The organism is Streptomyces sp. Y1 (assembly GCF_041053115.1).
GTDB classification, from domain to species: Bacteria; Actinomycetota; Actinomycetes; order Streptomycetales; family Streptomycetaceae; genus Kitasatospora; species Kitasatospora rubellomurina.
In genome coordinates, this window is the sequence record NZ_CP163445.1 from 4,117,111 (window position 1) to 4,142,846 (window position 25,736).

The following is a 25,736-nucleotide window of genomic DNA, read 5'->3' on the forward strand; positions in this document are numbered from 1 at the left end:
TCGGCCGGTCAGTGGGTCGGCCGGCTGGCCGCGAGCAGGTCGTGCAACAGCGGTACCAGTTCCTCGGGCCCGGTCTTCGCGAGCTCGCCGAACGCCCCGCTGGAGCGGGCCAGGACGATCCCCGCGAAGGCCGCCGCCGCCAGCTCCGCCCGCAGCTGCGGCCGGTCCACCTGCTCGGTGACGAAGCGCTCGCGCAGCGGCTCGACCAGCCGTTCGTGCAGGTAGGCGCGGGCGGCCTGCTGCACCTCCGTGCTGTCCCCGGGCATGACCGCGGCCTGGAAGGACGGGCCGGGGCCGCGCCGGGACAGCCGTTCGACCAGGGTGCGCAGGCGCTCCTCCTCCAGTAGGTCGGCCGGGGTCGCGGTGCCCTGCTCCTCCCGGACGGTGGCCAGGTAGAGCTGGGTCTTGCCGCCGAAGTACCGGGCGATCAACGCCGGGTCCACACCGGCCCGTTCGCCGATCTCGCGGATGGTGGTGCGGTCGAAGCCGCGCTCCGCGAAGAGTTCCATCGCCGCCCGGATCAGCAGTTCGCGGCTGCGGGCGGCGTCCCGGCGCCGGGGGGCCGGCTCGGCGGGGGCCGCCCCCGTGGCTGCCCGCTCGGCGGCGGCCGGCTCGGTCACCGCTCGGCCCCGGCCCGCAGCACGGGCACGTCGCTCTCGCCGGCCACGCCGTCGGCGATGCTCTCTTCCACCATCAGCTCCTCGTCCACGCGCACGCCCCGCCGGGCGGCGGCCGCGGCGGTGAGCCGCGGCAGGACGATCGTAGCCAGCCCGATCACCACCCACACCGCGCAGCCGATCAGCGCGGCGTCCCGGTAGCCGCTGTCGGCGGGCAGCGCCCGCCCCGGCGCGGTGTGCGCCTGGAGGACGGCGCCGCACAGCGCGCTGCCGGTGGAGTAGCCGACGGTGCGCAGCAGTTGGTTGAAGCCGACCGCGCTGCCGACCTCGCCGGCGGGCACCGCGCCGACGATCAGCCCCGGCATCACGGCGAAGGTGCAGCCGACCCCGAGCCCGGCGATCGCCATGACCACCAGCAGCTCCCACAGGCTGCCGCGCGCGAACAGGAAGAAGAGCACCGAGCCCAGCGAGACCGCGCAGCCCACCGGCAGCACCGCGGCGGGGGAGGTGCGTCGGGCGAGGACCGGCACCACCTTGCTGGTCAGCAGGCTGAACACCGAGAACGGCAGCAGCGCGAGGCCGGCGACCACGACCGAGGCGCCCAGGCCGTAGCCCGTGCTGACCGGGGTCTGGACGTAGCGGATCACCAGCGACATCAGCAGGTACATCCCGACGCCGGCGACCAGCCCGGCCACGTCCGCCGTCAGCACGACGGGGTTGGCCAGGCTGCGCAGGTCCACCAGCGGGTGGGCGGTGCGCAGTTCGTGGCGGATCCAGCCGGCGAGCAGCAGCAGCGAGAGCGCCGACACCGTCCACAGCCGAGTGCTCGCCCAGCCCCAGCTCTCGCCCTCGCTGAGCACCATCAGCAGCCCGACCAGTGCCAGGCCGAGCAGCACCGCGCCCGGCGCGTCCAGCGGGCGGCGCTCGCGGCCCTCGGTCGAGGGCAGCACCAGGGCGGCCAGCACCAGGGCCACGGCGCTGATCGCGGCGCCGAACCAGAAGCCCGCGTGGAAGCCGAAGGACTGGGCGATCAGGCCGGTGATCGGATAGCCGAGGCCGACCCCGGCGACGGTGGTGATCGAGAGCAGTGCGACGGCCGAACGGGACCGCTCGGCGGGCAGGCTGTCCCGCGCGGTGGCGATGGTCAGCGAGGTCAGGCCGACCCCGACGCCCTGCAGGGCGCGTCCGGTGATCAGCCAGCCGAAGCCGAGCGGCAGCGCCGCCAGCACGCTGCCGAGCACCACGACGGCGGCGGCGGTGAGGGTGGCCGTCCGGCGGGACGGGCCGTCGCCCAGCCGCCCGAGGACCGGGGTGGCGACGGCGCCGACCAGCATCGTGACGGTCAGGGACCACTGCGCCTCCGACAGCGACACGTGGTCGACGGCGGCGATGGTCGGGATCATCGGCGCGCCGAGGCTGCTGATCACCGCCACCACGGCGGTGAGGAACACCAGCACGGGCACCAGGGCCCGTTCGCGTCGCGTCGGCCGGCCGGTCCGGGTGTCCATGGGCGCGTTCCCCCTTGTTGCCGTCGACATCGGCCGGGTTGTCATCGGTCGATGTCATCGAATGATGTCATCAGATGATGACATGCTCGGGCGGCCGTACGGAAGCCCGGGCGGGACTGGGGTCCTGCGGGTGGACGCGAGAAGGCCCGGACCGTTGTGCGGTCCGGGCCTTCGTTCGCCGGGGGCCTGTGTTCGCCGGGGGCCTGTGTTCGCCGGCGGCCGTCAGGGCCGGGCGGGTCCGCGGGCGGGCAGGGTCTGGCTGTAGACGATGCTCGTCGTGGTGCTGCCGAAGTCGGCCAGCTCGCCCATGAGCACCTCCAGGTGTGCCATGGAGGTCGCGGCCACCTTCAGCGTGTAGCAGTCGTCGCCGGTGGTGCGCAGGCACTCCAGGATCTCCCGGCGCTCGGCGAGCAGCCGGTGCAGCGGCTGGTGGCGGTTGCCCGGGTACTTCAGCCGGACGACGGCGAGCACGGGGTAGCCGACCCTGGTCAGGTCCACCACGGCGTGGTAGCCGGTGATGACGCCCAGCGACTCCAGGTTCCGCACCCGCTCGGTGGTGGCCGAGGCGCTGAGTCGCACCCGCCGGCCCAGTTCGCTGAGGGAGATCCGGGCCTCCTGCTGCAGCTGTTCGATGATCGCCCAGTCGATGTCGTCGAGATCCACGGCCATGGCGTGATGCTACCGGGAGAATCGCGGCAGAAGGCGCTGATCGCCGGGAGTTCTCCGTTCCGTCCGCCATGATCGCGGGGATAGTCTCGGGCCATGCAACTAGGCGTCAACGTACCGAACTTCGGGCCCGGGACGGACCCCGGCGTGCTGCGCGAATGGGCGCGGACCGTGGAGGGGCTCGGCTTCGACCTCCTCATGGTCTCCGACCACGTGGTGGTGACCCCCGACGTGGCCGAGCGGTACCCGGAGCCGTTCTACGAGCCGTTCACCACGCTGTCCTGGCTGGCCGGGATCACCACCGGCCTGCGGCTGGGCACGACCGTGCTCGTCCTGCCCTACCGGGACCCGCTGCTGGTGGCGCGCATGGCCGACACCCTCGACCGGCTCAACGGCGGCGGGTTCGTCCTCGGGGTCGGTGTCGGCTGGGCCCGTCAGGAGTTCGCCGCGCTCGGCGTGCCGTTCGGCGCGCGCGGCCGGCTCACCGACGAGTACCTGGGCCGGCTGCGGGACGCCCGGCACGCCGAGTGGGAGTCCGGGTCCGGGACCCGGGCGGTGCCCGTCTGGGTCGGCGGCCACAGCGCGGCGGCCATCCGGCGCACCGTCGAGTACGGCGACGCCTGGCACCCGCTGAAGCTCCCGGTGGACCGGATGCGCGCGATCCTGGCCGAGCAGCCGATGCCCGGGTTCGCGCCCCGCATCGCCCTGCGGCCGACCGCGGCCCCGGTCGACGACCCCGACCGCCCGGCCGGCGTGGGCACCGTCGAGCAGATCGTCGACGACCTCCACTGGCTCTGCCGGCTCGGCGCCGAGACCGTGGTGTTCGACCCGTACAACGGGGACCCCGAGGAGACCCGCCGGCCCGAGGCGGCCTGGCGGGCACTCACCGCCGTGACCACCGAGTGGAGAGCCGCAGCATGATCACCCCCGCCGACGAGACCCTCCTGCGCGCCGCCATCGGCATCGCGGCCCGCGCCGTCACCCTGGGCGACGCCCCGTACGGCTCGTTGCTGGCCGGCCCGGACGGCACGGTCCTCGCCGAGGCCCACAACACCGTGCGGCGCGACGACGACATCACCGCCCACCCCGAACTGAAGCTCGCCCGCTGGGCGGCCCGCGAACTCGCCCCGGACGTGGCCGCCCGCAGCACGCTCTACACCAGCTGCCAGCCCTGCGGCATGTGCGGCGGCGCCCTCGTCCGGTCCGGCATCGGCCGGGTCGTCTACGCCCTCTCCACCGAGCAGCTCGTCGAGCTCAACCCGGAATCGGGCGCCTGGCCGGTCCTCGACCAGGACGGCCCGGCCCTGTTCGCCGAGGCGCGCACGCCCATCGAGGAGTACTACCAGGGGAGTTGACCGCCGGCCGGGATGGCGGTCGGGCCGCTGTCGAGCCTGCTGCCGGGCTCCGGGCCGGGCCCGCTGCCGGATCTGCTGCCGGATCTGCTGCCGTCCCCGTCAGGCGAGGGCGACGACCAGCAGGACGAAGGCCGTGACGATGACGGCGACCCGCCCGTAGTGGAGGCGGTCCCAACGGCCGAGCTGCTCGCGCCAGTTCGCCGGGGCGTTCTCCGGAGTCCACCGCGCGGCCCGGGAGTTGATCGGGACCAGCAGGGCGACGGACATCAGCACGCTGAGGGCGAGCAGTCCGGCGGCGGTGGCGACCGGGCCGGCACCGCCGTCGCCCCAGGCCGTCGCGGACCAGGCCGCGCCGAGTGCCATCGAGCCGATGTACCAGAACGGCATCACCCGACCGAGCAGCCGGGCCCCCGCGCTGCGTGCCGCGAGACCGCCGTTGTGCGGCAGCCCGTCGACGATCGGGTTGACGAAGACCGCCACCGCGAACTCCACGCCCACCAGCAGGCCGACGACCACGACCGTGACCACGGCCAGTGCGTTCTGCATGTCCCCTCCCGGAGGATCGGCCGCGGCGACCCCTAGCGCCGCTAGCTTCTGACGCAATGCTAGATGTGTCGATGCTCGGATGTCTAGCGCCGCTAGGATCCGTGTCGGCCCTACCCGAGCGCCGGGCCGTGCCCGGTGGCGCCGCACCCGGCCGCACCCGGCCGCACCCGGCCGCACCCGGCCGCGCCGGGCCGTGGCCGCCTACACCCACCGCGCGGCGCGGTACCTGATCAACATCAACAGCCGCTGGGAGCAAGGCCGTTCGGAACCGCACATCGCCTGGGCCAGACGCTTCTGGGCCGAGCTGCACCCCTTCTCGGCGGGCGGCGTGTACGTCGACTTCCTCGGCCGGGAGGGCCGCGAGCGCGTCCTGGAGGCCTACGGCCCGGCCACGTACGAGCGGCTGACCGCCCTCAAGGGCCGCTACGACCCGGACAACTTCTTCCGCGTCAACCAGAACGTCCCGCCGAGCCCCCGACCGGTCAGGTGAGCGCCGCGAAGCCGGCGCAGAGCAGGTCGACGCTGCGCGTGAACTTCTCGTCCTGGTCGAGGCGGGGGACCGACCCGCCCATGAGCAGCGGGAACCGCTCGCACAGCTCGGCGTACAGCTCGGCGGTGACGGGCGGCGGCGCGGCGGGCTGGTTCTCCTCCTGGAGGACGAAGCCGGTGACGTGGCTGAGCAGGGTGTCGGCGGCGATGCCGCAGTGGTCGGCGGGCAGCCCGGCGTCGAGCAGGGTGCGCAGCAGGCGCTCCATCAGGGACAGGGCGCCGGTGCTGAGCGTGCCGGGGCTCTCGGCGAGGAGCTGGGCGCCGCCGGGGTGCTCCTTGATGCTCAGGCGCAGGGCGGCGGCCTGGGCGTGGACGCGGTCCTGCCAGGTGGCGGCCGGCGGCAGGGAGGCCAGGGCCGCGGTGCCGGCGTCGTACGCCCGGAGGCAGACCCGGTCGGCCATCAGGGCGAGCAGTTCGTCCTTGCCGCGCACGTGGTAGTAGAGGCTGCCCGCGTGGGCGTCGAGGCGGTCGGCGACCTGGCGCATGGACAGGTTCTGGTAGCCGGACTCGGCGAAGACGGCCATGCCCGCGTCGACGATGCGGTCCTTGGTGAGCTTCATGGATCTCACCGTACCGCGTTTTCCAACACCGTTCGAAAACTGTGCTAGCTTTGCGCCATCAGGTTTTCGAACGGTGTTGGAAAACGCCGTAGCCCGGGGGAGGAGCCAGTCATGGGGGCGATCGTCTTCAACGTGACCACGGCCGCGCTGATGGTCATGATGGTCAACTGCGGTCTCGGCGTGGTCGGCCGCGACACCCTGCGCGGGCGGCCGCTCCCGTGGGCGGCCGTCGCCCTGACCGGGCTCGCGGTCGGCGGCGTGCTGCTCCAGCTCGTCTGGTCCGGCGCCATGGACGCGCTCGACGCGGACCCGGCCAAGTCCGGCTGGTGGCGCGAGTTCACCTCGGTGTTCATGCAGAACGGCGGCCTCTTCGGCGGCCTGTGGAACCTCCTCACCCTCGCCGCCGTCGCCGCCCTCGCCCAGTGGTACTGGGGCGGCCCGCTCACCCTCGGCTTCTTCCTCGCCGGCATCCTGCTGCCCGGGCGCCTCGACAGCCTGCTCGGCCTCGGTGACGGCCCCAGCACCGACCCCCGCAACTTCGCGGGCAGCTCCGGAGCCACCTACTTCCTCGGCGCCACCCTCGCCCTCGCCTTCCTGACCCGCACCCGACTCCCCAAGGAACTCGCCCTGGCCGCCGGCGTCCCGGCGCTCGGCCTCGCGATGTGGCTCGCCCAGGAGAACGGCCACGGCCTGGTGTCCGTCTACGGCTTCGCCCTCGCGGCGGCGGCCTGGGCGATCCGCGCCCGCCTCCCCCGCTCGGGTGCCGCCCGGGCCGTCTGACCTGCTTGGCCCGCCCGACCGGGCGGAGTGCGACACGAGGGCCCGACCGGTACGCCGGTCGGGCCCTCGCGCGTGCTCCGGCGGGGGCGGGTCACCGGCCGCCGGGCTCCGCCACCTTGCGGGCGATCCCTTCGAGGGCGGCGAGGTCCTCGGCGGTGAGCCGGTCGACGAAGTGGTGGCGCACGGAGGCGACGTGCGCGGGGGCCGCGGTGGCGAGCGTGTCGAAGCCGTGCTCGGTGAGGACGAGGAGGCAGCCCCGGCCGTCCGCCGGGTCCGGCTCGCGCCGCAGCAGTCCGCGCTCCTCCATCCGGGTGGCGTGCCGGGACAGGCGGCTGCGCGACCAGTCCATCTTCGCGGCCTGTTCGTGGAGGGTGCTGGTGTGCCCGGGGCGCTCCGACAGCGTGCTCAGCACCTCGTAGTCGGGCTCGGAGAGTCCGATCGCGGCCAGGTCCCGCGCCGTGCCGGCCTGGACGGCGACCACCAGGCGGCGGAAGGCGCGCCACGCGCGCTCCTCGTCGGGGCTCAGCCAGCGGGGGGTCATCCGGTCCGGTGGGGTCCGGTCCGGAGGGGGCCCGACCGGTGGGGTCCGGTCCGGCGACGGTTTCGTTGACATGGAATCAATCTACCGGCTAATTTCATTTCCATGTCAACGAAAACCCTGCGCGTCCTCGTCCTCGTCTGCAGCAACCGCCCCGGCGCCCTCGGGCCCGCGGTGGGCGAGTGGCTGGTCGGAACGCTCGCGCCCCGGGCCGCCGAACTCGGCGTCGAGCTCGTCCCCCTCGCCCTCGGGGACCTCGACCTGCCGTTCCTCGACGAGGAGGAACACCCGGCGGCGGGCGCGTACCGGAACGAGCACACCCGGCGGTGGAGCGCGATCGCGGACGCCGCGGACGGGTTCCTCGTGGTGACCCCTGAGTACAACCACGGGATGCCCGCGACGCTGAAGAACGCGCTGGACTACCTCCACCGGGAGTGGGCCTGGAAGCCGATCGGCTTCGTCAGCTACGGCAACACCTCGGCCGGCACCCGGGCCGTCCAGCACGCCAAGCAGGTCGTGACCACGCTGCGCCTGGTCCCGTTGGCCGCCACGGTCGCGATCCGCCTCGGCGACGCGGTGGAGGCCGGGCAGGTCCGCCCCGCCACGGCCCTCGCCGGAGCCGCCCACGGGATGCTGGACGAACTGGTCCGGGTGGCCCACGCCCTGCGCCCCCTGCGCGAACGCGAACGCCCCGGAACCCTGCCCGGTCCGCTGGCCGGCTCGTACGTACGGCCGCTCACCCCCGACGACGCGGCCGAGGTCACCGTTCTGCAGCGCTGCTGCTGGGTGGACGAGGCCCTCGCGAACGACACCCTGGCCGTCCCCGCCCTGCACGAGTCGCCGCAGCAGATCCGCGACTGGCTCGCGACCTGGCACACCACCGGCCTCTGGCGCGACGGCCGCCTCCTGGGCATGGCCCGAGCCCGCCGCACCGGCCCCGACTGGCACCTGGGCCGCCTCTGCGTCGCCCCCGACCAGCGCGGCCGGGGCCTCGGCCGCTGGCTGCTCCGCGCCGCCGAAGCCGCCGCCGACCCGGCCTGCTCCCGGGCCGTCCTGTCCACCGGCGCCCGCAGCACCCGGAACATCGCCCTCTACGAGAGCGAGGGCTACCGGGCGGCCCCGCACCTCGGTAGGGACGGAACCGCGTGCCTCACCAAGCCCCTGTCCTGACTCAGCCGGCTTTCCCGCCGTTGCCGTTGCCGTCGTCACCGCCGTCGCAGTCGTCGCCGTCGTCGTCGTCACCGCCGTCGCAGTCGTCGCCGTCGTCGTCGCCGTCCCGCAGGAGTTCGACGACGATCTCGATGCCGAGCGCGTAGGCCGGCGTGCCCGACGTGATGAGCGCGGTCTCGGCGACTCCGATGAGATCGGCGATGCCGGCGCCCGCGTGGAGCGCTCCCCGGGCGTGGATCCGGGCCGGTTCCGTCCGGCCGAGAGCCAGCAACTGCCCGAAGTGGACCAGCTGTTGCACCCGCCCGCCGAGCGGGTTGTCGGCCAGCACGATGTGGCGCAGGGCCGTGAACGCCTCCTCCGTGGGGAGCCGGCCGTAGGCCTGCGCCACCCGCAGGCGGTCCTCCACGGCGGCCGGGACGCTCCCGACCGTCGTCCGGTAGCGGTCCCGCAGGGCCTCGGAACGCTCGGCGAAGCCGCGGTCGGTCATGCCGACACCCGAGCGATCGAGGCCCGGACGGCGTCCAGCGCGCCCGCGGGGAAGTCCACGGCCCCACCGATCGCCGCGGCGGCGATCTCGGCCTCGGCGCTCTCCTCGATCGCCACCACGAGGTGACCGGCCGCCGCCGCGTCCGGGCCGAACACCAGCAGCCCGTGGTTGGCCAGCAGGACCGCGGCCGTCGTCGGGCGCCGCTCCAGGACGTCGGCGATGCCCCGGACCGACACGTCCGAACCGCGCGGCCCCCACGGCACTACCGGCACCTCCTCGGGCTGCCCGAAGCGGAGCATCGGCTCGGTGCGGCACGGCAGCGGCCGGTGCGCCACCGCGAAGGCCGTCGCGGCCGGCGAGTGGGTGTGGATGATCGCGCCCACGTGCGGGCGGGCGCGGTAGACCACGCTGTGCATGGTGATGATCTCGGCGCTGACGGAGCGCAGTTCTCCCGCCAGGACCTGCCCGTCGACACTGACGGTCGCCAACTGGTCGGGCTCCAGGTCGCGGACGAACCCCGGGGTGAGCAGGAAGCGGTCGGCATCCAGCCGGACGCTCAGGTTGGCGTGCCCGGAGTGCGACATCACCCCCGCCACGAAGAGCTGCCGGGCAGCCTCGACGAGCTGCCGGGCCTCAGGTGCTTCTGTCATCTCTACGTCTCCCAAGTCCCTTTCGACGACGGCCGTTTCGCCGCCGCCGCACGTGTCGGCAACTCTGCGACTTGAACTAAGGTTCAAGTCAAGCGACAGGAGGGGCGGACCATGCGCATGACGATCGGCCAGCTCGCCGAGACCACCGGCGTCCCCGCGTCGGCCATCCGGTTCTGGGAGCGCCACGGCCTCCTCCCCGCTCCCGAACGCCAGAGCGGCCAGCGCCGCTACCCGCCCCAGGCCGCGGAGCGGATCGTGCTGCTGCGCAAGTTCCAGCAGGCCGGACTGACCCTGGCCGAGGTCCGGGAGTTCCAGCAGGACCAGCCGCGCCGCCAGGCGATGATCCGCGCCAAGATCGCAGAGATCGAACAGCGCATGATCGACCTCGACCACGCCCACCAACTCCTGACCCACGCCCTCCAGTGCGGCAAGACCGACATCGTCAGCTGCCCCACCTTCCGCGACCAGATGGCAACCTGGAACCAGCCCGCCTGACGCCGAAGGCGGAGAATGCGAGATTCGAATTCGCGAGGGTTCGTCCCCGCACGCTTTCCCCTTCCCCTCGGTTCATTCCGGCAGAGTTCACTGGTTCTGCCCGTGCCTGTCGAGGTCGTCGCGCAGCCGCACGCGGTACAGCAACCAGCGCGCGGCCGCGCCCACGGTCGCTCCGATGGCCGTGCTCACCACGAGCCCCGGCCGGTCGGAGAGGCCGCGGGAGGCCGCGGCGGACACGACGGACGCGAGCGCCACGGCGATGAGCTGAGCGGAACCGCCCCGCCGCCCCTGTCCCGGGTCGTCCACCGGGTCACCTCCCCTCTGTCCGGTCACGATGCCGCCCGCGGCGGTGGACCGGACGGGCGCAGCTGGTCGCGCGAACGCACGCCGAGCTCGGCTTCGGGCAGATGGCGGCGCGGCGGGAGAAGGTGTCGCGCTGGGAGTCCGGCCGGATCGTCCCGGAGCCGACCGCGCAGCTGGCCATGGCGCACATCCACCAGGTGCCCGAGGGCGCGGTACGGCACCTCGGCTGGCCGTGCTGGCTGCGTCTGGCCACCGGGGACGCGGACCTGCTGACCCAGCCGTGGACCGCGGAGGGCGCGGTCGCCGTTCTCAACGGCATCTCGCCCTCGACCGGGTCGGCCGCCTCAGGCCTCGTCGTCACCGGTCCCGTCCTCTCCGCGCAGATCCAGGACGCCCCCGCCGCCCTGGCGGACGGCCACCGGACGTCCGGCCAGGCCGCGGTCCCGCCCGTTCCGCAGACGCTCGGCTGGATCGGGACCCGGCTCGGCGCGCTGGAGGCCCTGGAAGCGGGAACACCAGTGCTCCCGGCCGCCCTCCAGACGGCCGCCCGCGCCGAGTACGAGCTGGTCGGCGGCCTGCTCGCCACGCACGGCCAGGACCGCGCACTCGGCGCCCGACTGCTCCTGCTCGCCGCCCGCGCCGCCGCGCTGCGCGCCTGGCTCTGCGGCGCCCAGGGCAACGAGAGCCAGGCCGAGCGGTACACCCTGGCCGCGATCCGCGCCGCCGGCGCGGCCGGGGCACCACGGCATGCTGCCGCATACCTCTCCCTGCTGGCGGTCAGACACCTTCGCTCCGGCGACCCCGACGATGCGCTGTCGCTGATAGCTGCCGCCCGGAGCGTCCTGCCCAGGCCGACCCCACGGTTGGCGGCCGCCTTCGCCACCCACGAATCGCGCGCCCTCGCCGACCTCGGCCAGGCCCGCGGGAGCCTGCGCGCACTCGACCGGGCCGCCACAGCCCTGCGGGGCGCCCCGCCGTGGCACGCCGCCGCGGACCCCTCCTGCGCCGCCGTCGACGAGGCGTACCTCGCCGTCTCCCGGGGGAACATCTGGCTGCGCCTCGGCCGTCCCGACCGGGCGATGTCCTCCTACGAGACCGTGCCGGGCGTCGGCCCGGCCACGCCGCACACGCTCTCCCCGCACCTCGGCGAACGGCTCCAGGGCGTCGTGGAGGCGCAACTCGCCCTCGGGGAGGCCGAAGCGGCAGCCGCCACCGTACGGCGAGCGGCCGTTCTCACCGGCCGCCTACCGGCCTGCCTCGCCGAGTGGTTCCAAGGGCGACTCGCCCCCCACTCCCATCACCCCACCGTTGCGGACCTGCTGGACAGCTTGTCCGGCCCGGGCCGCTCAAGGCCCGAGCAGGATCTCGGCTGAAGACGTCGCCCGAGGCCCAGAACCCTCGACTGAGACCACGAGACACGAAGAAGGCCCCGACCGGAAACCCGGTCGGGGCCTTCAACTGCCCTACCGGGCAGAGGCGGAGGATGCGAGATTCGAACTCGAACGAAACCCTCAGCGAGACCGGGCCTGCGCCCTATGGCCGGCGGCCGTCCATACGGTGAGGTCAGTGAGTGTGGCCCTGCGCGGTTGCCAGGGCCGTGCCGTCGCCCTGCCTCTTTGCGGTGAGCCCCAGGTGGTCCGTCGTCGGCGAGGATCCAGGGCAGGCCCCAAGGGAGGCTTGGCGGGCGGGCGTCACCAGCGCCCCGGTCCCGAACGCGATCGGCCCGAGGGCCGGGGGAACAAGTCCTGTCAGGTCGTGGCCTGGGCGACGACCGTCGACTGGACGTAGCCGCGAATCTGTCCGTACCGAGGCGAAGCCGGATCCTCGAGCGCAGCAGCCGTCCTCGAACCGCTGTCCTTGACGCCGCCCGCCAGGGAGAGGGTCGGCAGGCCGGTTCGTGCGTCAGTCGTCGCCTTGCCCACGGTGCCGTCCCAGATCTTGGGGTTGCGTGCCCACTCGACCTCCGACAGCAGCTCGATCAGAGCCTCGGGGCTGCGCCGCGGCTCAGGGCTCCACGGCATCGACCGGTGGGTGACGGCACCGAGTGCGGCGAGCATGGCGGGGGCGGCGATGACCGTCTCCGTCCGGCGCTCGAAGTGCTTGGCGAAGGAGCTGAAGATCAGCTCGGCGGCTGCTCCGATGTACTGCTTGGCGAGCTCGGGGGTGCAACCTTCGGGCAGGTCGGAGATAGGACCGCTGGTCTTGTCGAAGCCCGACCGGCCGAAGATCGCCGTCACCACGAACGCGCGGAACGAGGACAGCGTCATCCACTCGGTGTCCGTGGCCTTCAGCTGGCGAGGGCGAGCCGAGACCACCAGGCTGAGCGAGGTCTCCTTGTCTCCGGTCGAAGCCGGAAGGACGACGTTCTCCAGCAGCGCGAAGGTGATGTCCGTGGCGAGGTTGCTGGAGTCCGAGGCGAGAGCCACGTTCTTGTTGGGGATGACCCCGAGCAGGTTGCGGTCGTGGAAGATCTGGCGGGCACCACGCAGGCTGATCTGGTGGTAGATCTCCACACTGACCAGCCGCTGGGACACCTGACCTTTGGTCAGTCCGTAAGCCGCCGGGTCCTCTTGGAGCAGGATGTGCGCAAGGTGTTGGGTCTCGGCATCTACCAGGACTCCGGTGGCATCGAACGGCATGTAGGCCAGCAGATCGTCACCGAACGGGGTCCTGAAGCGGACGATGTCCATGTCGCCCGGTAGCCAGAGCGCGAACGGGGGCGTGGCCCAGCGCTCGCCGCGGGAGCCGCGCAGGCCCTCGGCGATGTACCGGGCGTAGTCCTTGGCGTTGGCCTTCTTCTTCGTCCCCTGGATCGTTCGCTGGATCTCGTTGCGGAGCTCGGCCTGCTCCCGCTGCGCGGCGGAGAGGTACTGCCTCATCCGGGGCATCTCGGCCTGGCGCGGGTCGGGCACGATGCTGTGCAGCTGACCCCACGGCATGATCGCCAAGTAGCGCTGGTCGGACACCTGTTGGAGCCGAACGGGCCGCCCGCGGGTGAGGTCCACCTGGTCGACGTACTCGGGCTCGCGTGGGTCGGTCATCGGGTGCCTCTCGGATCGGCTCGGATGCTGGGTGTGCGCACCAGATTGGGCCTGGGTGTCCGGAGGGCCTGTGCGCTGTCCCGAACTCTAGGTCGGCCATTTGTGTTCGGGCGGCAAGAACCACAAATCTCGGCCTTTTATATGAATGCTGCGGCTCTCATGCCCCATGAGAGCCGCAGCATCTTCTTAGCCGTTGCCAACACCCTGGTTGCTGTGGTCAGTTGGTCGCACCAACTCGGGGATCTCGCTCAGGGAGGCTTACGTGTGCACGCTTGGGTATCCCGATCGGCTGCAGGGTGGTTGCGGCACGCGCCGCCGGATCGGGGTCGGCAGGTGAGCACAGGCGGCTCCGGCATCCCCCGGCTCCAGGATCTGGCCTACATCGAGGTGGCAGCGCAGGCGGTTGCCGAGGGGCGCACCTTCGACGAGATCCGCTGCGCACTGGTGGGTCAGGCGGCAAAGGTCGCTCGCGAGAGCGACACTGACGGATCGTTCGACGAACGCAAGTGGGACCGGAGGCGGGCGGACGGAAAGCGTCACGTGCACAACACGGTCGACGTACTCAAGGAGCTGATGCGGCTCGGGTGGGTCGAGCGCCACATCCTTCCCTCGACGCCCAACTCGGCCTACGCCCACTCCGACGTGACGTTCAGGCTGACCGAGAACGGCGTCGAGTGGACCGCCCTTGTCAGGAGTGACCGGCTGGCGGCCTACAACGTCCTGATCGGTGTGCTGCTGGACGCACATCCGCAGTTCGAGGGCTTCCTGCGCCTGGTAGGAGCACGGCCGGACCGCCTCTCGACCCACTTCACGATCCCGTTGCTCAAGTTCGACAACCGTACGCACCACTCCCACCAGGACTTCCTCGGCGACTTCGTCGACTACGCGGTGGATGCGGCCACTCAGGGAAGTCTCGGCTGGAGCGCCGCACGTGAGGTGATCGACCACGGGGTGCGCGGGTACGTCGGTCGGGCCGAACAACGCTTGAGCGCCCGGGAGCGGGTCATGAGCCGCAAGCTCTTCATCACGACCTGCGAGGAGGCCATGGTGCGGGTGGCGTTCAGCGCCGCCGGCTGCAACCTCGACTACATCAGCCATGAACTGCTGCGCCGTTGGACCAGGTTCCTCGGGCTGACCAACTTCAGCTACTACGCGCCTGGGCCGCCCGCCCTTCGCTTCTGGGCGACGTCCGAGGTATCGGGTCGTGGCGGGGATGTGACCATCCGTCGATCGGTCGGCCGGGAGGCCCGTCAGGCCGCGTTGGAGGCGCTGCCGCAGATCTGGCTCCGCCAGCGCGGCGACGCTGCGAGCGACATGTACCTCCCGGTCTGGAGACTCCGAGCAGCGGTCTGCTGGCACCAGCGGATCAGCGACGACGAGTTCGACGCGGCCATCCTCGGCGCTCTCCGGGGGGACTATCCCGGCCTCGGTTTCCGGGTTCACCTGGATCAGGCCACCCACGGCGCGACGCCGCCCTCCACCAGGCCACTGGTGATGTCTGCTCAGGGTGGCATGCCTCGTGTCTTCAACATCATCCGCGTCGACCCGACGCATCAGAACGAGGAGGCCCACAACTGATGACCACACCTGCAACGTTGCCCGGTCCGGTATGGATGAAGAAGCGTTGGAGCCTGCGCAACAATCCGTTCCCGATCACCGGAATCGCCCGCCTGGGCGGCTCCGACCTCAGGGAGAACGGCCTGTTGTACGAACCGGACGTCAACGCCGAACAACTCCAGGAATCGATCAACAAGTTCGTCCTCGGTGCGGCGTACTCCGGGCTCAAGTTCGGCTACCTGTGGTCGACAGGCACCGCCCCGGGAGACTCGGACGCGCGAGGCTTCGGCAAGTCTGTGCTGATGCAGCACCTGACCGGGCTGCTCAACAAGGACTTCGGCAGGACCGCGTATCTCTCGACCGGGCTGGACGAGGAGGACGCCGCCGAGATCCCGATCTGCGGCCTGCTGACCAGCTTCGACACTGCGCAGATCCGTTCGCTCGGCGCGGCGTTGTTCACCGCAGTCGAGTACGCCACCGACTTCCGGATCGGCGACGAGCCGACCCTCGCCCAGCGGCTACGGCTGGAGCTGATAGCGCGGGCCGAGAGTGACGATCCCCGGGCGCTGCTCAAGGTGGTGGCCGACGTTCACCGGTCCCTGCGGGGCCGAACACTGGGGCCGCCCGACGACAAGCTGATCGTGGCTCTCTGCGACGAGGACCCGAACATCGCTGCCGAGTACCTCGACCGGATCAAGCCCGCCTCGCGCACGCGCAACGGTGCGGTCTACCTTGCTACCTTCCTTCTGTTCGCGGCAGCTGCGGGGATGAAGCACGTCCTGCTCTGTTGCGACCAACTGGAGGACCTGGCAAGCACCACGATGGCCAGGGCGAAGCGCGATCTGGAGACCGAGCGCTTCCGCGACGTGATTGTGGAGACCCTGCCGATGGCGGACATGCTCAGCGTGGTCGTCACCATGCACCCCAGGGCCGCGCTGACCATCGGGACCGCCTGGGAGCTGGCCGACCTCCCGAGCTTCGACACCACGGCGGCGAACCAGCGCAGCACGGTGACCCTGCCCGGCCTGCGGAACGTCGCGGAGGCGGGCAAGCTGCTGACCAGGTACCTCGACGCGGCTGTGAAGCCCGGCTCGGCGAGGACGCCTGGCGACCTCTATCCGTTGACCAAAGCGGCGGTCTCGGAGCTGTTCGGAAGGTCGAACCGCAAACCGCGTGACGTGCTCCGCAAAGCGCACGTTGTCCTCGAAGCGGCGGCGGCCGAGAACCTCGATGGCATCGACGTGGCCGACGTGCGCCGCTTCCTCGACACCCTCAGCTCCGCCGTATCCGATGACCCTGGGGCGGGATTCCCTGCTGGCCCGGTGGCGCTCGACTGGAGCCGTGGATGATGCGGGCCCCGAGGCGCCGGCGCGACCGCCCAGGAGAAGTGCGTTGAACGCGGCCGGCCCCGGAATGGATGACGAGGATCCCTGCGTCGACTGCGGATCAGCGCTGGGAGTCTGGGAACTCGGCCGCTGTGGCTGCCGTGGACCGATCGGACGGAGCCAGGCGGACATCCTGTATGCGGTGGCCTGCTCCGTTGCCGCACCCGTGCATGTGAGGGACTTGGTGCGTCTGGCCCAGCTCGACCACGGCCGCCGAATCGCGGAGGCGTCCGCGAAGGTGGCTGTGGCCGGTGACCGGCGGTTCTGCTGGGCCGGAGCCGGAGTGTACGGCCTCTACCGGCACGGACCGATGCCCGGCCCGCGGACCCTCGGAGACGCCGGCCGGCTGGTACTGGCCGCGTCCGATCGACCGCTGACCGCCACTGCGCTCGACTATTGCCTTAAAGGATTCAGCTACCGGTACAACGTGGCGTCGCTCCGCAACGCGCTGCGGCAGTCCTCCCGCATCGAGAGCCGGTCGGACGGTCAGTGGTGGACCCCGCGTGGGCCGACCGCCGAACAACTGCTGCTCGCCGAGGTCCCGGCCGTCCCGCGGCGCAGGGACGCGGACTGGGTACGCCTGCGGAACCGGCTGGCCACCCGGATAGCGGCGGCCTTGGCCGACCGGGATGAACGCCTCCGGGCCCTGGCTGGCTCCCGCCCGTACGGCCTGGACTGGGGTGAGCAGCTGGCATTCCAATGAGACCGCAATCGAGACCGGAGTGCCGAGCGCTCCTGCCTTGGGTCGTCGGCTACGAGGGCATCACCCCGTGGATGCGGGAGATGGTGAACACCCGCTCGTCGTTCCGCAGGTGGCACCAGGCGTGGAGATACGGGGCGTCCAGTTCGAGCCGGCTGAGCGTGCGGACGGTCGCGTTGCCCGAGGTGGCCACGTACTCGATCGTGATGGCCTGACCGTTGTCGACGGCGTGGGCCAGCTGGCGGACATCGGTGAAGGCGAGGTTGCGCGCGTGCCCGGCGATGATCTCCTCGGTGTCGCTGGCGTAGGGGCGGCCGTCGTACGGGTCGGGCTCCGGAACGTCCTGCGGGGCGCCCAGCAGGCGGGTGGCGAGGGCCGGGAGGTCGACGGCGGCTCCGACGTCTGCGGTGCGGTCGCCCGTCTGCTGTGGGCGGCGCCGGCTGCCGGGGAGGCGCGGGGGTGGGACGGGGCTTGCCGCGCGGGGCTGTTGGGCTCGCTCGATCCGGACGGACCCGTCTGGTTTCTCGGCGACCGGGGCGTAGCCCGCGTCGCGCAGTGCCGCGAGCGTCTTGTCCGGTGGAGTTCGGCTGATCAGCACTGTTGGTGCCAGCTGCCGCAGGCCGAGCCGGGAGAGCTTGCGGTGCGCGGCGAGTTCGGCCAGGAGGGCGGGCTCTTCACCGTGGATCACGCAGGCGGCGGAGGCGATGCGCACCCGGCCGTGGCCGCGAGCGGTGTCCTGGATCAGGTACGAGAGTGGTTGGGGAAGCGACTCGACGGCGACGGCGGCCAGGTCGGCCGTGAGGGCGTCGGGGGTGAGGCCGGTGTCGAGGGCCCGGCGGACGCTTCTCGGGCTGAACCGCCAGACGGACGCCGCACCGGCGGTCTCCCGGTCCGCGACGGAGTCCAGTAGCGCGAGGAGGGGTGCCGACGGCGTACCGGTCACCACGGCCGTGAGGTCGCTGCCGAAGCGGGCCGTCCCGCTGGCTGCGGGCAGCAGTCGCCGGCAGGCGTCGGTCAGGTCCTCGGCGTCGTCGGCGAGCAGGGCGGCCCCGATCGGGGACACGGCCCCGAGCGCGAGTGCGCCGAGCAGTTCCGCCTCCCGGATCAAGGTGGCGAACGGTGTGGCGTCCTGGGGGAGTTCGTCGGCGAGCGGGCGGAGCCACACGAGCAGCGCCCCCAGCTCCGCCGAGTTCACCGCCCCTTCGCCGACCGGGAGCTGCGCCGCGGCCGCGAGCAGCCCGTGCCGGGCCTGTACGCAGCCTCCGCAGGGCGGCGCCCCGGCGAGCGCTGGCAGAGCCTTGCCATCCTCGTCGCGGCTCCCGCCGGGGGTCAGCGGGAGCGCCCACCATGCCTGGAGCAGCACGGTGAGTTGGTCGGCCGGCTCCTGCTCGGCCCAGGTGTCGTACGCGGCGGTCGCCGCGACCCGGTTGCCGTCCCGGGCCAGCAGCCCGGCCGCGCTCGCCGCCTCCAGCGCCAGGCGCACCACGATCTCGTCGCACTGCGCCGCCTTGCCGATCCGGGACAGTTCGCGGGCGCCGACCCCGCCGGCCTTCAACCGAGCCGGGGGAGCGGCGGCGCACGCCCCCAGGACGGACACGGCATGGGCGGCGAACGCCATCGAGGCGGCTGTGGCTTCCCGTTCGACGTCCGGGGCGGTGACGGGCACCGACCGCACGTCGGGCGGGACGGGAGTGAACGCGGCGTGCCAGTCGGAGCCGCGCAGTGCGAGTGCCACCTCCGCGGGCATCCGGGCCGGCCCGGACCAGCGGCGGTCCCGGATCAGCAACCCCCGCTCCAGCGCCCACTGCTCGGCGGGCCTGGGGCCGGCTTGCGGAGTCCCGAACATGACGAACCCCGGTCGCTCCGGAGTCTCGTGCGCCCGTCGTTCGAGGAGTTTCCTGGTCGCTGCAGGCGCCGTGGCGACAAGCGCCGCGACCCGAGCCGGATCGCTGTGATGCTCGACCAGCGCCGCCAGCCGCGTCTCCTTCCTGTTGGCGGCCGGTTTGACGCCGAGTTTTGCCACCATGCGCGCCACCTCGTCGGAGTTCGAGCCCGCGAGCAGGTGCATGAGCGGTGCATCGAGTCCCAGGGGTGAATTCCATGCACTCCGTAGGGGCGCCGCCATGTGCAGCAGCCCGTTTTCGGTCGGCCACACCAAGGCGCGATCGGCCATCGCCGCCAGGACGGCATCCAACGCGTGGGCGCGGTCACCGTGCGTCGCGCCCAGGATGCCCGCCAGGCCGTCCCGTGACACGACCGTCAGCGCGGCGGCGGCCTCCGCCACCTGCAGACACGGCAGCGCGAGCCGGGGCAGGGCCAGTGCCACGGAGGCCGGCCGCTGGAGCCGGTCCGCCAGTTCACCGACCGACCGCGGCTCCGGAGCCGACACGGCGTCCGGGCGCGCCGCCAGGACCCGCTCCAACTCGGCCGCGTCCAGACCGCGCAGCCAGGTGGCCAGCACCGATCCGCTCTTCTTGCTGATGAGGCACCTCACCACGTAGGAGGACATCCGTGCCCTGCCGCAGTCGGCCGGGAGCACAGGCCGGGAGCACAAGGATGACGTACCAACGGGGGCGGGTACGACGAAGGCCCGGACCGTACGAGACGGTCCGGGCCTTCGTGAAGGCGGAGGATACGAGATTCGAACTCGTGAGGGGTTGCCCCCAACACGCTTTCCAAGCGTGCGCCCTAGGCCTCTAGGCGAATCCTCCGTGGGAGAGCTTAGTACATGTTTCGGGGTGCTCGCGACCAGCTATCCCGCAGGCGGGAGGGTGGGGGTGGCCTGTGGATCGTCGGGGCGGGAATCCGGTAGTGTGGGGGGCAGCCCCTCGTGTGGCGTCATCTCTCTGAACCCCCCCAGGGCCGGAAGGCAGCAAGGGTAGGAGGGCTCTGGCGGGTGCACGAGGGGTCTTTGCGTTTCCGGGGGCGGGTGGGCGGGACGAGGGGCGACGCGTTTGTCGGTCCGTCCCGATATCGTCGGGGGTGTGTCCCTAGCCCTGTACCGCCGCTACCGCCCCGAGACCTTCGCGGAGGTCATCGGGCAGGAGCACGTGACCGCTCCGCTCCAGCAGGCCCTGCGCAACAACAGGGTCAACCACGCGTACCTGTTCAGCGGGCCGCGCGGCTGTGGCAAGACGACGAGCGCGCGCATCCTGGCCCGCTGCCTGAACTGCGAGCAGGGGCCGACGCCCACGCCCTGCGGGGAGTGCCAGTCCTGTCGGGACCTGGCGACGGGCGGGCCCGGCTCGATCGACGTGATCGAGATCGACGCGGCCTCGCACGGTGGTGTGGACGACGCACGTGAGCTGCGCGAGCGGGCGTTCTTCGCGCCGGTGCACAGCCGGTACAAGATCTTCATCCTGGACGAGGCGCACATGGTGACCTCGGCCGGGTTCAACGCGCTGCTCAAGGTGGTGGAGGAGCCGCCGGAGCACCTCAAGTTCATCTTCGCGACCACCGAGCCGGAGAAGGTGATCGGGACGATTCGGTCCCGGACGCACCACTACCCGTTCCGGCTGGTCCCGCCCGGCACCCTGCGCGACTACCTGGCGGAGGTCTGCGGGCGGGAGGGCATCCAGGTCGAGGACCCGGTGTTCCCGCTGGTGGTGCGGGCCGGCGCGGGCTCGGTGCGTGACTCGATGTCGGTCATGGACCAGCTGCTGGCCGGCGCCGGGGACGAGGGCGTCACGTACCAGATGGCGACGGCGCTGCTCGGGTACACCGACTCCGCGCTGTTGGACGAGGTGGTGGACGCCTTCGCCGCGCAGGACGGGGCGACGGTGTTCCAGGTGATCGACCGGGTGGTCGAGGGCGGGCACGACCCGCGCCGCTTCGTCACCGACCTGCTGGAGCGGCTGCGCGACCTGGTGATCCTCGCCACCGTTCCGGAGGCGGGGGAGAAGGGGCTGATCGACGCCCCGGCGGACCGGATCGCCGTGATGCAGGCCCAGGCGGACGGCTTCGGCGCGGCCGAGCTGAGCCGGGCCGCCGACATCGTCAACACCGGGCTGACGGAGATGCGCGGCAACGCGGCGCCCCGGCTGCAGCTGGAGCTGATCTGCGCCCGGGTGATGCTGCCGGGCGCGTACAGCGACGAGCTGTCGCTGCAGGCCCGCCTGGACAAGCTGGAGCGGCGGGCGACGGCGGGTGGCTTCGCCGCGCCCGTGGCGGGGATGCCGGCCGCGGCCGTGCCGATGGCCGCCCCTGCCCCTGCCCCTGCCTTCGCCCCCGCCCCCGCCCCCGCGCCGATGCCCGCGCCGGTGGACATGCCGGCCGCGGCGCCCGCACCCATGCCCGCCCCCGCACCCATGCCCGCGCCGGAGGCCGCACCGCCCGCCGCCCCCGCCGGACCGGCGCCGGGCGCCTGGCCGATCCCGCGCAGCTTCCCGCCCGCCGGCGGCGCCCCGGCCGCGGCCCCCGCCGCGCCCCCGGCGCCCCAGCCGCAGCAGCCCGCCGCCGCCCAGACCCCGCCCCCCGCGCCGGCACCCGCCCCGGCGCCGGTCCCCGCCGCCCCCGGCGGCCAGCCCTCGGCCGCCGCGCAGCAGGGCGCCGCGCAGGTCCGCCAGCTGTGGCCGCAGATCCTGGAGGCGGTGAAGAACCGCCGCCGCTTCACCTGGATCCTGCTCAGCCAGAACGGCCAGGTGGCGGGCTTCGACGGCAGCGTGCTGCAGGTGTCGTTCATCAACGCGGGCGCCCGGGACAGCTTCGTCGGCAGCAACAGTGACGACGTGCTGCGCCAGGCGCTGACGGACGCGCTGGGCGTGGACTGGCGGATCGAGTGCATCGTCGACCCGTCCGGCGGCGCGGGCGCGGCCCCGAGCGCCGCCCCGGCCGGTGGTGGCGGCTGGGGGGCTCCGGCCCGTCCGGCGGCCGCCGCGCCGCCGATGGCCGCCCCGGCGCCGGTGCCCGCGCCGGCGCCCGTCCAGCCGCAGGCTCCCGCGGCCCCGGCGGCCCCGGTCCAGCCGGCGCCCCGGCCGCAGGCCCAGGCGCCCGCCCCGGTGCCGCACACGCCCCCGCCGCCGCCCGTCGCGGCGCCGCCGGCGGTGGCCCCGGAGGACGACATCCCGGAGGAGGACGACCCGGACCTCACCGAGGAGGCGTTCTCCGGCCAGGAGCTGATCATCCGCGAGCTGGGTGCCACCGTCCTGGAGGAGATCCACCACCGGGGCAACTGAGCCACTGGGGGAGCCGAGCCCCCGGGGGAGCCGAGCGGAAGCCGGAGCACCGACCGGGCGGGTCCGTGGGCGCGTACGAGCCCGTAGGCTCGGCGGTGACGACAGATCGACCGCGTGACAGCAAGGAGTGAGCCGTGTTCCCCGGTGGTGGTCAGCCCAACATGCAGCAGTTGATGAAGCAGGCGCAGAAGATGCAGCAGGCCCTCGCCCAGGCGCAGCAGGAGCTGGCCGAGGCGAAGGTGCAGGGTTCGGCGGGCGGCGGCCTGGTCGAGGCCACGGTCACCGGTGCCGGTGAGCTGGTGGCGCTGACCATCGCTCCGGCGGCCGTCGACCCGGAGGACACCGAGACCCTGGCCGACCTGGTCCTGGCGGCCGTTCGGGACGCCAACCAGGCCGCGCAGAAGATGCAGGCGGAGCGGATGGGCCCGCTGACCCAGGGCATGGGCGGCGGCATCCCCGGTCTGCCCTTCTGACCCAGTCTGGCCTTCTGACCCGGTCTGCCCTGCTGGCCCGGTCGGTTCCCGGCCGAGGCCGGGAGAGCGGGCCCAATGGTCTGATGTTCAGACGACGGACCCATGTGATTTATGTGGGAGTCGGGCGTCGGGCGGTGTGTCCGGCGCCCGATTCGTTGGATGATGGCACCGGAGCACACGGACCATCCGAGCACGAGGGAAGGCGCGACGTTGTACGAGGGCGTGGTTCAGGACCTGATCGACGAACTGGGCAGGCTGCCCGGCGTCGGGCCCAAGAGCGCCCAGCGGATCGCCTTCCACGTGCTGCAGGCCGACCCGACCGACGTGCGCCGCCTCGCGCACGCGCTGCTGGAGGTCAAGGACAAGGTCCGCTTCTGCGCGGTCTGCGGCAACGTCGCGGAGGCCGAGCAGTGCCGGGTCTGCCTGGACCCGCGCCGCGACCTCGGTGTCATCTGCGTGGTCGAGGAGCCCAAGGACGTCGTCGCCATCGAGCGCACCCGCGAGTTCCGCGGCCGCTACCACGTGCTGGGCGGCGCGATCAGCCCCATCGAGGGCGTCGGCCCGGACGACCTGCGCATCCGCGAACTGCTCGCGCGCCTCGCGGACGGCACGGTCACCGAGCTGATCCTGGCCACCGACCCCAACCTGGAGGGGGAGGCGACCGCCACCTACCTGGCCCGGCTCTGCAAGCCGATGGGCCTGAAGGTGACCCGTCTGGCGAGCGGTCTGCCCGTCGGCGGGGATCTGGAGTACGCGGACGAGGTCACCCTCGGCCGCGCCTTCGAAGGGAGACGACTGCTCGATGTCTGACCGGACCCCCCACCAGCAGCCCCACGCCCCGCACACCGAAGCGGCCCCGCACACCCACGGCCACGGCTCGGAGCCGGACGACTTCGCCGTCCAGATCGCCGACTCGGTGGAGAGCTTCGTGCTCGCCGTCACCGAGGTCGCCAAGGGCGACGAACCGGGCAGCGCGGTCTCGCTGCTGCTCCTGGAGGTCTCGCAGCTGCTGCTGGCGGGCGGTCGGCTGGGCGCCATCGAGGACGTCGTCCCGGACGACCGCTTCGAGCCCGACGCCGGGCCGGAGCCGGACGGCGAGCAGCTGCGCGAGCACCTGGCCGCGCTGCTGGCGCCGATCGACGTCTACCACGAGGTCTTCGACCCGTACGGCCCGCCGGAGAAGCCGAACGCCTTCCGGATCTCGGACGACCTGGCCGGCGTGGTCGGCGAGCTGCAGCACGGCCTGACGCACTACCGCGAGGGCCGGGTCAGCGAGGCGCTGTGGTGGTGGCAGTTCTCGTACCTGTCGAACTGGGGCACGACCTGCTCGGCGGTGCTGCGGGCGCTGCAGTCGCTGATCGCGCACGTCCGGTTGGACAGCCCGATCGGTGCGGTGCCGGACGGCGCGGACACCGACGACGACGGGCTCACCGACGAGCAGCTGGAGCAGCAGGCCGGCGACCTGATGGCGGCCGAGCTGGGCCTCGGGCGCTGAACGGGCGCTGAACGGGCGCTGAACGGACGCTCAACGGGCGTCCGCACAGAGCACCGAGCGGGCACCGAGCGGGCACCGAGCGGGCACCGAGCGGGTCCGAACGGGCGGACGTGTGACACACGCCTCAGCGCCCCGCCCGGGAGGGAAATCCGGCCGGATCGCCGTCCTCCCCTCCGCCGATTCTTCGGAGCGGCGCCGGATTCCCCGCAGACCTGCCGGTGCGGACCCGCGCACCGCCGCCCACGTGCTGAAACGCCCGTCTCATCATATGGAAAGCCCCGGTCGGGGCAGGACCGCTCGGTAGACTGACGCGGACCGCACACCCCCCTCCACCCGGTGGGGTGCGGGGGCCAGGCGCCCCCGGAAACGACCTAGTCGAGGAGCGCACGTGGGCCTTGTCGTGCAGAAGTACGGCGGCTCATCCGTTGCGGATGCCGAAGGCATCAAGCGCGTGGCCCGTCGAATCGTTGACGCCAAGAAGGCCGGCCATGAGGTCGTCGTCGTGGTGTCCGCGATGGGCGACACGACGGACGAGCTCATCGAACTCGCGGAGCAGGTGTCACCGCTCCCTGCCGGCCGTGAGTTCGACATGCTGCTGACCGCTGGAGAGCGCATCTCCATGGCGCTGCTGGCCATGGCGATCAAATCCCTGGGTCACGAGGCCCAGTCCTTCACGGGCAGCCAGGCCGGCGTCATCACGGACTCCGTCCACAACAAGGCGCGCATCATCGACGTGACGCCGGGCCGCATCCGCACCGCCCTCGACGAGGGCAACATCGCGATCGTGGCCGGCTTCCAGGGCGTGTCCCAGTCCAGCAAGGACATCACCACGCTGGGCCGCGGCGGCTCGGACACCACGGCGGTCGCGCTGGCCGCCGCGCTCAAGGCCGAGGTCTGCGAGATCTACACCGACGTGGACGGCGTGTTCACCGCCGATCCGCGCGTGGTGAAGAAGGCCCGCAAGATCGACTGGATCGCCTACGAGGACATGCTGGAGCTGGCCTCGTCGGGCTCCAAGGTGCTGCTCGATCGGTGTGTGGAGTACGCCCGTCGCTACAACATCCCGATTCACGTACGCTCGTCCTTCTCGGGTCTTCCCGGGACGATCGTCAGCAACGACAACCCGAACAAGCCCGAAGGGGGCGAGATGGAGCAGGCCATCATCTCCGGAGTCGCCCACGACACCTCCGAGGCGAAGGTCACCGTCGTCGGCGTGCCCGACAAGCCCGGTGAGGCGGCGCGCATCTTCCGCGCCATCGCCGACGCCGAGGTCAACATCGACATGGTGGTGCAGAACGTCTCCGCCGCGTCGACCGGTCTGACCGACATCTCCTTCACCCTGCCCAAGACCGAGGGCCAGAAGGCCATCGACGCGCTCGGCCGGGTCAAGGAGGGCATCGGCTACGAGTCGCTGCGCTACGACGACGCGATCGGCAAGATCTCGCTGGTCGGCGCGGGCATGCGCTCCAACCCGGGCGTCACCGCGACCTTCTTCGAGGCGCTGTCCGCCGCGGGCGTCAACATCGAGCTGATCTCCACCTCGGAGATCCGCATCTCGGTGGTCACCCGCGCCGAGGACGTGCCGGAGGCGGTCCGCGCCGTGCACAGCGCCTTCGGGCTGGACAGCGAGAGCGACGAGGCCGTCGTCTACGGCGGCACCGGCCGATGAGCCGCGGGCCGGCCGGGG

General features: G+C 72.4%; 26 protein-coding genes, 1 tRNA gene and 1 other RNA gene. 16 read left to right on the forward strand and 12 right to left on the reverse strand.

Going from position 1 to position 25,736, the window contains the following annotated elements; genetic code table 11:
• Window positions 1-8: 8 nt before the first annotated feature.
• The 3 genes from AB2U05_RS17530 to AB2U05_RS17540 form a co-directional block, all read right to left on the reverse strand.
• A complete protein-coding gene (locus tag AB2U05_RS17530; RefSeq protein WP_052706447.1) occupies window positions 9-620 on the reverse strand; it encodes a TetR/AcrR family transcriptional regulator in 612 nt (203 codons plus the stop codon).
• On the reverse strand, window positions 617-2,125 hold the full coding sequence (locus AB2U05_RS17535; protein ID WP_369183678.1) for an MFS transporter: 1,509 nt from the start codon (window positions 2,123-2,125) through the stop codon (window positions 617-619). Before AB2U05_RS17535 ends, AB2U05_RS17530 begins: the two co-directional genes overlap by 4 nt.
• A 222-nt stretch (window positions 2,126-2,347) precedes the next feature.
• Window positions 2,348-2,794, reverse strand: a complete 447-nt coding sequence (locus tag AB2U05_RS17540) for an Lrp/AsnC family transcriptional regulator (RefSeq protein ID WP_045709628.1) — start codon at window positions 2,792-2,794, stop codon at window positions 2,348-2,350.
• A 93-nt stretch (window positions 2,795-2,887) separates the two neighbouring features.
• On the opposite strand from AB2U05_RS17540, the gene AB2U05_RS17545 reads away from it, so the two are divergent.
• Both AB2U05_RS17545 and AB2U05_RS17550 read left to right on the forward strand, forming a co-directional pair.
• Window positions 2,888-3,712, forward strand: coding sequence for an LLM class flavin-dependent oxidoreductase (locus AB2U05_RS17545; protein WP_045698503.1), 825 nt, complete (start codon window positions 2,888-2,890; stop codon window positions 3,710-3,712).
• Window positions 3,709-4,146: a nucleoside deaminase gene (locus AB2U05_RS17550; protein WP_045709627.1), complete on the forward strand. Its 438-nt coding sequence runs from the start codon at window positions 3,709-3,711 to the stop codon at window positions 4,144-4,146. The genes AB2U05_RS17545 and AB2U05_RS17550 overlap by 4 nt, the downstream gene beginning before the upstream one ends.
• Window positions 4,147-4,245: 99 nt before the next feature.
• Here the strand turns inward: AB2U05_RS17550 and AB2U05_RS17555 are convergent, their stop codons facing one another.
• On the reverse strand, window positions 4,246-4,692 hold the full coding sequence (locus AB2U05_RS17555) for a DUF1772 domain-containing protein (protein WP_369183679.1): 447 nt from the start codon (window positions 4,690-4,692) through the stop codon (window positions 4,246-4,248).
• A gap of 193 nt (window positions 4,693-4,885) precedes the next feature.
• On the opposite strand from AB2U05_RS17555, the gene AB2U05_RS17560 reads away from it, so the two are divergent.
• Window positions 4,886-5,182, forward strand: a complete 297-nt coding sequence (locus tag AB2U05_RS17560; protein ID WP_369183680.1) for a BBE domain-containing protein — start codon at window positions 4,886-4,888, stop codon at window positions 5,180-5,182.
• On the opposite strand, the gene AB2U05_RS17565 is transcribed toward AB2U05_RS17560, so the two are convergent.
• A complete protein-coding gene (locus AB2U05_RS17565) occupies window positions 5,175-5,801 on the reverse strand; it encodes a TetR/AcrR family transcriptional regulator (RefSeq protein WP_369183681.1) in 627 nt (208 codons plus the stop codon). The two genes, AB2U05_RS17560 and AB2U05_RS17565, sit on opposite strands and share 8 nt — an antisense overlap.
• Window positions 5,802-5,912: 111 nt before the next feature.
• Between AB2U05_RS17565 and AB2U05_RS17570 the strand changes: the two genes are divergently transcribed.
• Window positions 5,913-6,581 carry a hypothetical protein gene (locus AB2U05_RS17570; protein WP_045709624.1) on the forward strand — a complete coding sequence of 223 codons (669 nt, stop codon included), beginning with the start codon at window positions 5,913-5,915 and terminating at the stop codon, window positions 6,579-6,581.
• Between the two features lie 91 nt (window positions 6,582-6,672).
• Here AB2U05_RS17570 and AB2U05_RS17575 read toward each other — a convergent pair whose 3' ends face one another.
• Entirely contained in the window at window positions 6,673-7,122 is a 450-nt protein-coding gene (locus tag AB2U05_RS17575; RefSeq protein ID WP_369183682.1) for a MarR family winged helix-turn-helix transcriptional regulator, read from the reverse strand.
• A gap of 102 nt (window positions 7,123-7,224) precedes the next feature.
• On the opposite strand from AB2U05_RS17575, the gene AB2U05_RS17580 reads away from it, so the two are divergent.
• Window positions 7,225-8,289, forward strand: coding sequence for a GNAT family N-acetyltransferase (locus AB2U05_RS17580; RefSeq protein ID WP_369183683.1), 1,065 nt, complete (start codon window positions 7,225-7,227; stop codon window positions 8,287-8,289).
• Window position 8,290: 1 nt separating this feature from the next.
• Here AB2U05_RS17580 and AB2U05_RS17585 read toward each other — a convergent pair whose 3' ends face one another.
• Window positions 8,291-8,776, reverse strand: a complete 486-nt coding sequence (locus AB2U05_RS17585; protein WP_369183684.1) for a carboxymuconolactone decarboxylase family protein — start codon at window positions 8,774-8,776, stop codon at window positions 8,291-8,293.
• Complete coding sequence (locus tag AB2U05_RS17590; RefSeq protein ID WP_045709622.1) at window positions 8,773-9,426, reverse strand: class II aldolase/adducin family protein; 654 nt, start codon at window positions 9,424-9,426, stop codon at window positions 8,773-8,775. The genes AB2U05_RS17585 and AB2U05_RS17590 overlap by 4 nt, the downstream gene beginning before the upstream one ends.
• 111 nt (window positions 9,427-9,537) lie before the next feature.
• Here AB2U05_RS17590 and AB2U05_RS17595 point away from each other — a divergent pair, with 111 nt between their 5' ends.
• On the forward strand, window positions 9,538-9,921 hold the full coding sequence (locus AB2U05_RS17595; protein ID WP_045698488.1) for a MerR family transcriptional regulator: 384 nt from the start codon (window positions 9,538-9,540) through the stop codon (window positions 9,919-9,921).
• A gap of 87 nt (window positions 9,922-10,008) precedes the next feature.
• Here the strand turns inward: AB2U05_RS17595 and AB2U05_RS17600 are convergent, their stop codons facing one another.
• A complete protein-coding gene (locus AB2U05_RS17600; RefSeq protein ID WP_369183685.1) occupies window positions 10,009-10,227 on the reverse strand; it encodes a hypothetical protein in 219 nt (72 codons plus the stop codon).
• 101 nt (window positions 10,228-10,328) lie between these two features.
• Between AB2U05_RS17600 and AB2U05_RS17605 the strand changes: the two genes are divergently transcribed.
• Window positions 10,329-11,597 (forward strand): hypothetical protein, encoded by a 1,269-nt coding sequence (locus tag AB2U05_RS17605; RefSeq protein ID WP_369183686.1) that lies wholly within the window; start codon window positions 10,329-10,331, stop codon window positions 11,595-11,597.
• A 375-nt stretch (window positions 11,598-11,972) separates the two neighbouring features.
• Here the strand turns inward: AB2U05_RS17605 and AB2U05_RS17610 are convergent, their stop codons facing one another.
• Window positions 11,973-13,265, reverse strand: a complete 1,293-nt coding sequence (locus tag AB2U05_RS17610; protein WP_045709620.1) for a DNA sulfur modification protein DndB — start codon at window positions 13,263-13,265, stop codon at window positions 11,973-11,975.
• 333 nt (window positions 13,266-13,598) lie between these two features.
• On the opposite strand from AB2U05_RS17610, the gene AB2U05_RS17615 reads away from it, so the two are divergent.
• Genes AB2U05_RS17615 through AB2U05_RS17625 form a run of 3 tightly spaced genes read left to right on the forward strand, consistent with a single transcriptional unit; the run spans window position 13,599 to window position 16,910 of the window.
• Window positions 13,599-14,843 (forward strand): hypothetical protein, encoded by a 1,245-nt coding sequence (locus tag AB2U05_RS17615; protein WP_369183687.1) that lies wholly within the window; start codon window positions 13,599-13,601, stop codon window positions 14,841-14,843.
• The gene (locus AB2U05_RS17620; protein ID WP_369183688.1) at window positions 14,843-16,171 is read left to right on the forward strand and encodes a hypothetical protein; all 1,329 of its coding nucleotides are present in this window, start codon (window positions 14,843-14,845) and stop codon (window positions 16,169-16,171) included. The genes AB2U05_RS17615 and AB2U05_RS17620 overlap by 1 nt, the downstream gene beginning before the upstream one ends.
• Before the next feature lie 43 nt (window positions 16,172-16,214).
• Window positions 16,215-16,910: a hypothetical protein gene (locus AB2U05_RS17625; protein ID WP_369183689.1), complete on the forward strand. Its 696-nt coding sequence runs from the start codon at window positions 16,215-16,217 to the stop codon at window positions 16,908-16,910.
• Window positions 16,911-16,959: 49 nt separating this feature from the next.
• Here the strand turns inward: AB2U05_RS17625 and AB2U05_RS17630 are convergent, their stop codons facing one another.
• Both AB2U05_RS17630 and AB2U05_RS17635 read right to left on the reverse strand, forming a co-directional pair.
• On the reverse strand, window positions 16,960-19,416 hold the full coding sequence (locus AB2U05_RS17630) for a helicase C-terminal domain-containing protein (RefSeq protein ID WP_369183690.1): 2,457 nt from the start codon (window positions 19,414-19,416) through the stop codon (window positions 16,960-16,962).
• Between the two features lie 117 nt (window positions 19,417-19,533).
• Window positions 19,534-19,618 (reverse strand) — tRNA-Ser (locus AB2U05_RS17635).
• Between the two features lie 108 nt (window positions 19,619-19,726).
• Here AB2U05_RS17635 and ffs point away from each other — a divergent pair.
• The 6 genes from ffs (at window position 19,727) to AB2U05_RS17665 (ending at window position 25,718) form a co-directional block, all read left to right on the forward strand.
• Window positions 19,727-19,823: signal recognition particle sRNA small type (gene ffs, locus AB2U05_RS17640), an RNA gene on the forward strand.
• A 68-nt stretch (window positions 19,824-19,891) separates the two neighbouring features.
• The gene (locus AB2U05_RS17645) at window positions 19,892-22,081 is read left to right on the forward strand and encodes a DNA polymerase III subunit gamma and tau (RefSeq protein ID WP_369183691.1); all 2,190 of its coding nucleotides are present in this window, start codon (window positions 19,892-19,894) and stop codon (window positions 22,079-22,081) included.
• A 134-nt stretch (window positions 22,082-22,215) separates the two neighbouring features.
• Window positions 22,216-22,554 carry a YbaB/EbfC family nucleoid-associated protein gene (locus tag AB2U05_RS17650; protein WP_078860109.1) on the forward strand — a complete coding sequence of 113 codons (339 nt, stop codon included), beginning with the start codon at window positions 22,216-22,218 and terminating at the stop codon, window positions 22,552-22,554.
• A 210-nt stretch (window positions 22,555-22,764) separates the two neighbouring features.
• The gene (gene recR, locus AB2U05_RS17655; protein WP_045698199.1) at window positions 22,765-23,364 is read left to right on the forward strand and encodes a recombination mediator RecR; all 600 of its coding nucleotides are present in this window, start codon (window positions 22,765-22,767) and stop codon (window positions 23,362-23,364) included.
• Window positions 23,357-24,049, forward strand: a complete 693-nt coding sequence (locus tag AB2U05_RS17660; protein WP_078860111.1) for a DUF5063 domain-containing protein — start codon at window positions 23,357-23,359, stop codon at window positions 24,047-24,049. The genes recR and AB2U05_RS17660 overlap by 8 nt, the downstream gene beginning before the upstream one ends.
• A 388-nt stretch (window positions 24,050-24,437) precedes the next feature.
• The gene (locus tag AB2U05_RS17665; protein WP_045698202.1) at window positions 24,438-25,718 is read left to right on the forward strand and encodes an aspartate kinase; all 1,281 of its coding nucleotides are present in this window, start codon (window positions 24,438-24,440) and stop codon (window positions 25,716-25,718) included.
• The last annotated feature ends 18 nt before the right edge of the window (window positions 25,719-25,736 follow it).

What these genes read in the sequence shown, in the direction of transcription:
- AB2U05_RS17535 (WP_369183678.1), bottom strand. Translation starts at nt 2,125, where the DNA reads ATGGACACCCGGACCGGCCGGCCGACGCGACGCGAACGGGCCCTGGTG.
- AB2U05_RS17540 (WP_045709628.1), bottom strand. Translation starts at nt 2,794, where the DNA reads ATGGCCGTGGATCTCGACGACATCGACTGGGCGATCATCGAACAGCTG.
- AB2U05_RS17545 (WP_045698503.1), top strand. Translation starts at nt 2,888, where the DNA reads ATGCAACTAGGCGTCAACGTACCGAACTTCGGGCCCGGGACGGACCCC.
- AB2U05_RS17550 (WP_045709627.1), top strand. Translation starts at nt 3,709, where the DNA reads ATGATCACCCCCGCCGACGAGACCCTCCTGCGCGCCGCCATCGGCATC.
- AB2U05_RS17555 (WP_369183679.1), bottom strand. Translation starts at nt 4,692, where the DNA reads ATGCAGAACGCACTGGCCGTGGTCACGGTCGTGGTCGTCGGCCTGCTG.
- AB2U05_RS17565 (WP_369183681.1), bottom strand. Translation starts at nt 5,801, where the DNA reads ATGAAGCTCACCAAGGACCGCATCGTCGACGCGGGCATGGCCGTCTTC.
- AB2U05_RS17570 (WP_045709624.1), top strand. Translation starts at nt 5,913, where the DNA reads ATGGGGGCGATCGTCTTCAACGTGACCACGGCCGCGCTGATGGTCATG.
- AB2U05_RS17575 (WP_369183682.1), bottom strand. Translation starts at nt 7,122, where the DNA reads ATGACCCCCCGCTGGCTGAGCCCCGACGAGGAGCGCGCGTGGCGCGCC.
- AB2U05_RS17580 (WP_369183683.1), top strand. Translation starts at nt 7,225, where the DNA reads ATGTCAACGAAAACCCTGCGCGTCCTCGTCCTCGTCTGCAGCAACCGC.
- AB2U05_RS17585 (WP_369183684.1), bottom strand. Translation starts at nt 8,776, where the DNA reads ATGACCGACCGCGGCTTCGCCGAGCGTTCCGAGGCCCTGCGGGACCGC.
- AB2U05_RS17590 (WP_045709622.1), bottom strand. Translation starts at nt 9,426, where the DNA reads ATGACAGAAGCACCTGAGGCCCGGCAGCTCGTCGAGGCTGCCCGGCAG.
- AB2U05_RS17595 (WP_045698488.1), top strand. Translation starts at nt 9,538, where the DNA reads ATGCGCATGACGATCGGCCAGCTCGCCGAGACCACCGGCGTCCCCGCG.
- AB2U05_RS17605 (WP_369183686.1), top strand. Translation starts at nt 10,329, where the DNA reads ATGGCGGCGCGGCGGGAGAAGGTGTCGCGCTGGGAGTCCGGCCGGATC.
- AB2U05_RS17610 (WP_045709620.1), bottom strand. Translation starts at nt 13,265, where the DNA reads ATGACCGACCCACGCGAGCCCGAGTACGTCGACCAGGTGGACCTCACC.
- AB2U05_RS17620 (WP_369183688.1), top strand. Translation starts at nt 14,843, where the DNA reads ATGACCACACCTGCAACGTTGCCCGGTCCGGTATGGATGAAGAAGCGT.
- AB2U05_RS17630 (WP_369183690.1), bottom strand. Translation starts at nt 19,416, where the DNA reads ATGTCCTCCTACGTGGTGAGGTGCCTCATCAGCAAGAAGAGCGGATCG.
- AB2U05_RS17660 (WP_078860111.1), top strand. Translation starts at nt 23,357, where the DNA reads ATGTCTGACCGGACCCCCCACCAGCAGCCCCACGCCCCGCACACCGAA.